The organism is Trujillonella humicola (genome assembly GCF_046233715.1).
Lineage (GTDB): Bacteria > Actinomycetota > Actinomycetes > Mycobacteriales > Geodermatophilaceae > Trujillonella > Trujillonella humicola.
In genome coordinates this window covers 133,169-140,068 of sequence record NZ_JBJNRJ010000005.1, presented here as the reverse complement: position 1 = coordinate 140,068, position 6,900 = coordinate 133,169, and the positions used below count along the sequence as shown (strand labels likewise).

4 protein-coding genes are annotated in these 6,900 nt (G+C 73.9%); 3 read left to right on the top strand and 1 reads right to left on the bottom strand.

The window, feature by feature from the left end; all coding sequences use genetic code 11:
- Nucleotides 1-472: 472 nt before the first annotated feature.
- On the bottom strand, nt 473-1,387 hold the full coding sequence (locus ACK586_RS04820; protein ID WP_409329317.1) for a heme o synthase: 915 nt from the start codon (nt 1,385-1,387) through the stop codon (nt 473-475).
- 340 nt (nt 1,388-1,727) lie between these two features.
- Between ACK586_RS04820 and tkt the strand changes: the two genes are divergently transcribed.
- The 3 genes from tkt to zwf all read left to right on the top strand — a co-directional run bounded on the left by tkt (nt 1,728) and on the right by zwf (nt 6,752).
- A complete protein-coding gene (tkt, locus tag ACK586_RS04815) occupies nt 1,728-3,947 on the top strand; it encodes a transketolase (protein WP_409329316.1) in 2,220 nt (739 codons plus the stop codon).
- A gap of 79 nt (nt 3,948-4,026) precedes the next feature.
- Entirely contained in the window at nt 4,027-5,145 is a 1,119-nt protein-coding gene (gene tal / locus ACK586_RS04810; protein WP_409329315.1) for a transaldolase, read from the top strand.
- Nucleotides 5,146-5,234: 89 nt separating this feature from the next.
- Nucleotides 5,235-6,752: a glucose-6-phosphate dehydrogenase gene (zwf, locus tag ACK586_RS04805; RefSeq protein ID WP_409329314.1), complete on the top strand. Its 1,518-nt coding sequence runs from the start codon at nt 5,235-5,237 to the stop codon at nt 6,750-6,752.
- Nucleotides 6,753-6,900 lie beyond the last annotated feature (148 nt).

Genomic DNA, 6,900 nt, shown 5'->3' with positions numbered 1-6,900 from the left:
CCCCCCCCCCCCCCCCCCCCCCCCCCCCCCCCCCCCCCCCCCCCGCCGCCCCCCGCCCCGCCCCCCCCCCCCCCCCCCCCCCCCCCCCCCCCCCCCCCCCCCCCCCCCCCCCCCCCCCCCCCCGCGAGCACCGTGCGCTGACGCCCCGATCCCCCGCCGGAACGGTCGGTCTCCGCACACCGCCCGCGAGGAGACGGCGAAGCGGCGACGTACGGACCAGCCAGGAACGGCAGCATCGGCGACGTACCGCGCCCGGCCGGGAACGGCACCGTGCGGACCGGGTCCGGTGCGAGCCGGGTACGGCAGGCAGCCGGGGTGGGCTCGTCGCGGAGGCCCGGAGGGCCTCCGCGACGAGGACACGGGCAACGGCTCAGCTCAGCAGCGGAACGGCCGTTGGCCGCGGTGTCGGCCGGAGGCCGACAGATCACTCAGCGGACGGCCGTTGGCCGCGGTGCGGTCCGGAGGACCGCAGTCAGAACAGCACGTCGATCGCGATGGCGACCGAGAGCAGGGTCATCTGCGTGATCGACACCGAGAACAGCCGCATCGGCCGGTCGGCGACGCCGGCGCGGATGCGGGCCAGCCACTGGTGGGACTCGATCACGTACCAGGCGCCGAGCAGCCCGCCGCCGATGGCGAAGGCCCAGTCCAGCTCCGGAGTGACCGACCCCATGAGCAGCGTCGCGCCCAGCGTCGCCCAGGCCCAGGCCACGGACTGCCGGCCGACGCTCTCCGGGCCGGCGACGACGGAGAGCATGGGCACGCCGGCGCGGGCGTAGTCCTCGCGGAAACGGCTGGCCAGCGCCCAGAAGTGCGGCATCTGCCAGCAGAAGACGATGGCGAAGAACAGGACCGCCGGCCAGTCCAGCGAGCCGGTGACCGCGGCCCAGCCGATGAGCACCGGCGCGGCTCCCGGGAAGGCGCCGAAGACGGTGTTGTGCCTGGTCCGGCGCTTGAGCACCATCGTGTAGACGACCGAGTAGGCCAGGATCGCCACGGCGGCCAGCGCGGTGGCCAGCGGCGTGGTCTCGACCCACAGGACGGCCAGGGACGCGGCGGCCAGCACCAGCCCGAAGACGAGTGCGGCACGCGGGCTGACCGCCCCGGAGGGGATCGGCCGGGTGCGGGTGCGCGACATCAGCCGGTCGATGTCGCGGTCGTACCAGCAGTTGAACGTGTTCGCCGCACCCGCGGCCAGCATCCCGCCGACCAGCGTGGCGACGACGAGCCGCCAGGAGGGCCACCCGTCGGCAGCGAGCATCATCGCCGGCAGCGTGGTGACCAGCAGCAGCTCGACGAGCTTGGGCTTGGTCAGCGCCACGTAGGCGCCCACCACCGAGGAGAAGCTGCGGGTGGAGACCGCCGGGCGCTCGGAGACCGCCGTCACCGGAGGGCCTCCCGAGGACACGAGGTGTGGGACTCCACCGGCGACGGAGACAGCACGGGGTCCCTTCCGGCCGGGTGTCGAACGGACCAACTGTAGCCCGCGACCGCGCCCGTGACGGGCGCGGATGACTAGGGTCGTGCAGGTTGGTGCTGCGCGTGCAGCGGGTAGGGCCCGGTCGCGACGACGAGGTCGGCGACGGCGCCGTCGTCGGTCCGGCGTCGGGGCCGCCGATCGCCCGGTTGCCCGGCCTGCCGGTCGCCGCACCGCACACCGTCCGCCGCTCCGGCTCGGTCCCCGACCCGGAGCGACCGACCCGGCCGACCGAGGGAGCAGCGCCACGATGACAGGCGAGACGAAGAGCACAGCGGCCGAGGCCCCGGCCGAGGCCGCGACCGACAGCCCCACCGGGGACCCGCGCCAGCCCCGGCCGACCCTCCCCGAGGACTTCGGCGACCTGGACCGCCGGGCCATCGACACCGCCCGCGTGCTGGCCATGGACGCCGTCCAGAAGGTGGGCAACGGCCACCCCGGGACGGCGATGAGCATGGCGCCGACCGCCTACCTGCTCTTCCACAAGTGGCTGCGGCACGACCCGTCGGACCCGAACTGGGTGGCGCGCGACCGCTTCGTCCTGTCGATGGGCCACTCGAGCCTGACGCTGTACGTGCAGCTGTTCCTCGCCGGCTACGGCCTGGAGCTCGACGACCTGCGGGCCCTGCGCACCTGGGGGTCGAAGACCCCGGGGCACCCCGAGGTCAACCACACCCCCGGCGTCGAGACCACCACCGGTCCGCTGGGCCAGGGCGTGGGCAACGCCGTCGGGATGGCGATGGCCGCCCGCCGCGAGCGGGGTCTGCTCGACCCCGACGCCCCCGAGGGCGAGAGCCTGTTCGACCACACCATCTGGGCCTTCTGCTCCGACGGCGACCTGCAGGAGGGCGTCAGCGCCGAGGCCTCGTCGCTGGCCGGCACCCAGCAGCTGGGCAACCTCGTCCTGGTCTACGACGACAACCGGATCTCCATCGAGGACGACACGACCGTCGCCTTCACCGAGGACGTCGGCAAGCGCTACGAGGCCTACGGCTGGCACGTGCAGCACGTGGACGACGGCGAGGACCTGGCCGCGGTCGACGCGGCCTTCGCGGCGGCCAAGGCGGAGACCTCCCGCCCGTCGATCATCGTGCTGCGGACGATCATCGCCTGGCCGGCGCCGACCAAGCAGAACACCGGCGCCGCGCACGGCTCCGCCCTGGGCGAGGACGAGGTGCGGGCGACCAAGGAGATCCTCGGGTTCGACCCCGGGCAGACCTTCGAGGTCGACGACGAGGTCCTCGCCCACGCCCGGTCGGTCGTGGACGCCGGGAAGACGGCGCACGCGGAGTGGCAGGAGCGCTTCGACGCCTGGGCGCAGGCGGCCCCGGAGCGGGCCGAGCTGCTCGCGCGGATGCAGGAGCGGCGGCTGCCCGAGGGCTTCGCCGCGAACCTGCCCACCTACCCGGCCGACGAGAAGGGCGTGGCCACCCGCAAGGCCAGCGGCAAGGCCCTGGCCGCGCTCTACCCGGAGCTGCCGGAGCTGTGGGGCGGCTCGGCCGACCTCGCCGAGAGCAACAACACCGCGGTGGAGGGCGAGCCGTCGTTCCTGCCGGCCAACCGCCAGACGAAGATGTGGTCCGGCGGCCCCTACGGGCGGACCCTGCACTTCGGCGTCCGGGAGCACGCCATGGGCGCGATCATGAACGGCATCGCGCTGCACGGCGGCACCCGCGTCTACGGCGGCACCTTCCTCACCTTCTCCGACTACATGCGCGGGGCGGTGCGCCTGGCGGCGCTCATGCAGCTGCCGGTCGTGTACGTGTGGACCCACGACTCGATCGGCCTGGGCGAGGACGGGCCGACCCACCAGCCGATCGAGCACTTCGCGGCCCTGCGGGCGATCCCCGGCCTGGACGTCGTCCGCCCGGCGGACGCCAACGAGGTCTCCGTCGCGTGGCGCACGATCCTCGAGCACAACGACCGGCCGGCCGGCCTGCTGCTGTCCCGGCAGAACCTGCCGGTGTTCGACCGCGAGCGGTTCGGCCCCGCGGAGGGCACCGCGCGCGGCGCCTACGTGCTGGCCGACGCGTCGAACGGCACCCCCGAGGTGATCCTGCTCGGCACCGGCTCGGAGGTGCAGATCGCGGTCGCCGCGCGCGAGCAGCTCGAGGCCGACGGCGTCCCGACCCGGGTGGTCTCCGTCCCCTGCGTCGAGTGGTTCGCCGACCAGGACCAGGCCTACAAGGACGAGGTCCTGCCGCCCACGGTCCGGGCGCGGGTCAGCGTCGAGGCCGGCGTGCCGATGGGCTGGCGGGAGTTCGTGGGCGACGCCGGGCGGATCGTCGGGCTGACGCACTACGGCGCCAGCGCGGCCTACGCGACGCTGTACGAGGAGTTCGGCCTCACGCACGAGGCGGTCGTCGCGGCCGCCCGCGAGAGCATCGAGGCGGCGGCCTCCGGCGCCGCCGTCCCCGCCGGGCCGGTCGCGGCCACCGGCGGCCTCCCCCACCCCACCGGCGACAGATAGCCCCCGGCCTCCTCGCAGGGTCCCGCCGCGAGCTCGCGAAAGGTGGGGGCGAGGGGGTCCTTACCGGAAGGACCCAGCAATGACCCAGAACCAGAACCAGAACCTGGCAGAACTCTCCTCGGCCGGGGTCGCCGTCTGGCTCGACGACCTGTCCCGCGACCGGATCCGCAGCGGGAACCTCCAGTCGCTGGTCGACGAGCACAGCGTCGTCGGCGTCACCACCAACCCGACCATCTTCGCCGCGGCGATCAGCGGGTCGGACTCCTACGACGACCAGGTGCACGCGCTCGCCGTGCGCCAGGTGAGCGTGGAGGAGGCGCTGCGGACCATCACCGCCGCGGACGTCCGCGACGCCTGCGACCTGCTGGCGCCCGTGGCGCAGCGGCAGCCCGGCGACGGGCGGGTCTCCCTCGAGGTCGCGCCCGGCCTGGCCAACGACACCGACGCCACCGCGGCCGAGGCCGCGCACCTGTGGTGGCTGGTCGACCGGCCCAACCTCTACATCAAGATCCCGGCGACGGAGGCGGGCCTCCCGGCCATCCAGACGTCGATCGCCCGGGGCATCAGCGTCAACGTCACCTTGATCTTCAGCCCCGAGCGCTACCGCAAGGTCATGGACGCCTACCTGTCCGGGCTGGAGGAGCGGCTCGCCGAGGACCCGGACGCCGACCTGTCGGGCATCGCGTCGGTCGCCTCGTTCTTCGTCTCCCGCGTGGACACCGAGATCGACAAGCGGCTGGAGAAGGCCGGCGCCGACGCCTCCCTGATGAGCAAGGCGGGCGTGGCCAACGCCCAGCTCGCCTACCAGGCCTACGAGGAGGTCTTCTCCTCCGACCGCTGGAAGGCGCTGGAGGCCAAGGGCGCCCACCCCCAGCGGCCGCTGTGGGCCTCCACCGGGGTCAAGAACCCGGAGCTCCCGGACACGCTCTACATCAGCGAGCTGATCGCTCCCGGCACCGTCAACACGATGCCGGAGAAGACGCTCATGGCCTACGCCGACCACGGCACCCCGGGCACGCCGGTGCAGAAGGCGTACGACGACGCCGCCGCCGTCATGCAGGCGGTCCGGGACGCCGGCGTCGACCTCGACGACGTCTTCCGGGTGCTCGAGGAGGAGGGCGTGCAGAAGTTCGTCGACTCCTGGGACGAGCTCACCGCTTCGGTGAAGAGCGAGCTCGAGGACAAGGACAAGAAGTAGCGGACGGGCCCTCCTGCCCCGCCGCGCGCCCCGCCGGCGGCGGGCAGGAGGCCGACTCCCCCCTCCAGCCCCGAGGACGGACAACGCCGATGATCGTCAACCCGCTGCGTGACCCCCGGGACCGGCGGCTGCCCCGGGTACCCGACCCGTGCGCCCTCGTGGTCTTCGGCATCACCGGCGACCTGGCCCGCAAGAAGCTGCTGCCCGCGGTCTACGACCTGGCCAACCGGGGCCTGCTGCCCACCAACTTCGCGCTGCTCGGGTTCGCCCGCCGCGACTGGGGCGACGAGGACTTCGCCGAGCTGGCCCGCGAGGCCGCGCGCAAGGCCGCCCGCACCCCGTGGCGGGAGGAGGTGTGGGAGCGCCTGGCCGGCAGCGTCCGCTTCGTGCAGGGCTCGTTCGACGACGACAACGCCTTCGACGAGCTCGCCGGGGCGCTGGCCGACCTCGAGAGCAGCCACGGCATCGGCGGCAACGCCGCGTTCTACCTCTCCATCCCGCCGTCGATGTTCCCGGTGGTGCTCAAGCAGATGGAGCGCACCGGCATGGCCGAGAGCACGCCCGACCGCTGGCGCCGGGTGGTCGTGGAGAAGCCCTTCGGCACCGACCTGCCCTCCAGCCGCGAGCTCAACGAGCTGGTCGACTCGGTGTTCAGCCCCGACGACGTGTTCCGCATCGACCACTACCTGGGCAAGGAGACCGTCCAGAACCTGATGGCGCTGCGGTTCGCCAACACCCTCTTCGAGCCGGTGTGGAACGGCCACCACGTCGACTCGGTGCAGATCACCATGGCCGAGGACGTCGGCATCGGCGGGCGGGCAGGCTTCTACGAGAAGACCGGCGCCGCCCGCGACGTGCTGCAGAACCACCTGCTGCAGCTGCTCGCCCTGACCGCGATGGAGGAGCCGGTCGAGTTCTCCGCCGAGGAGATCCGCACCGAGAAGCTGAAGGTGCTCCGGGCGATCTCCCTGCCGGAGGACATGCGCACCGACGCCGTCCGCGGGCAGTACGAACAGGGGTGGCTGGCCGGGCAGCGGGCGCACGGCTACCGGCAGGAGGAGGGCGTCGATCCCGGGTCGACGACCGAGACCTACGCCGCCGTGCGGCTGGGCGTCGAGACCCGCCGCTGGGCCGGGGTGCCGTTCTACCTGCGGACCGGCAAGCGGCTGCCCCGGCGGGTCACCGAGATCGCGCTGGTGTTCAAGCGGGCGCCGCACCTGCCCTTCGCCGACACCGACACCGAGGAGCTGGGCAACAACCAGCTGGTCGTGCGGGTGCAACCCGACGAGGGGGTCACCCTCAAGTTCGGGTCGAAGGTGCCCGGCAGCGTGATGGAGGTGCGCGACGTCTCCATGGACTTCCTCTACGGCGAGCAGTTCACCGAGGCCAGCCCGGAGGCCTACGAGCGCCTGCTGCTCGACGTGCTGCTCGGCGACGCCACGCTCTTCCCCCGCAACGCCGAGGTCGAGGCCTCCTGGGCGGTGATCGACCCGCTCGAGGAGTTCTGGGCCGGGACCACGCCGCACCCCTACCGGGCCGGCGAGTGGGGGCCGCGCGCGGCCGACGAGATGCTGGCCGCCGAGGGCCGCCGGTGGCGGCGGCCGTGACCCCGCTCCGGGGGGGGGGGGGGGGGGGGGGGCGGGGGCGCGGGGGGGGGGGGGGGGGGGGGGGGGGGGGCGGCGGCCGGGCCCCCCGCCGCGGCGAGACCGACCAGCACCTGCTGCCGCTGGTCGGGCGTGAGCTGGGCGAAGGCCT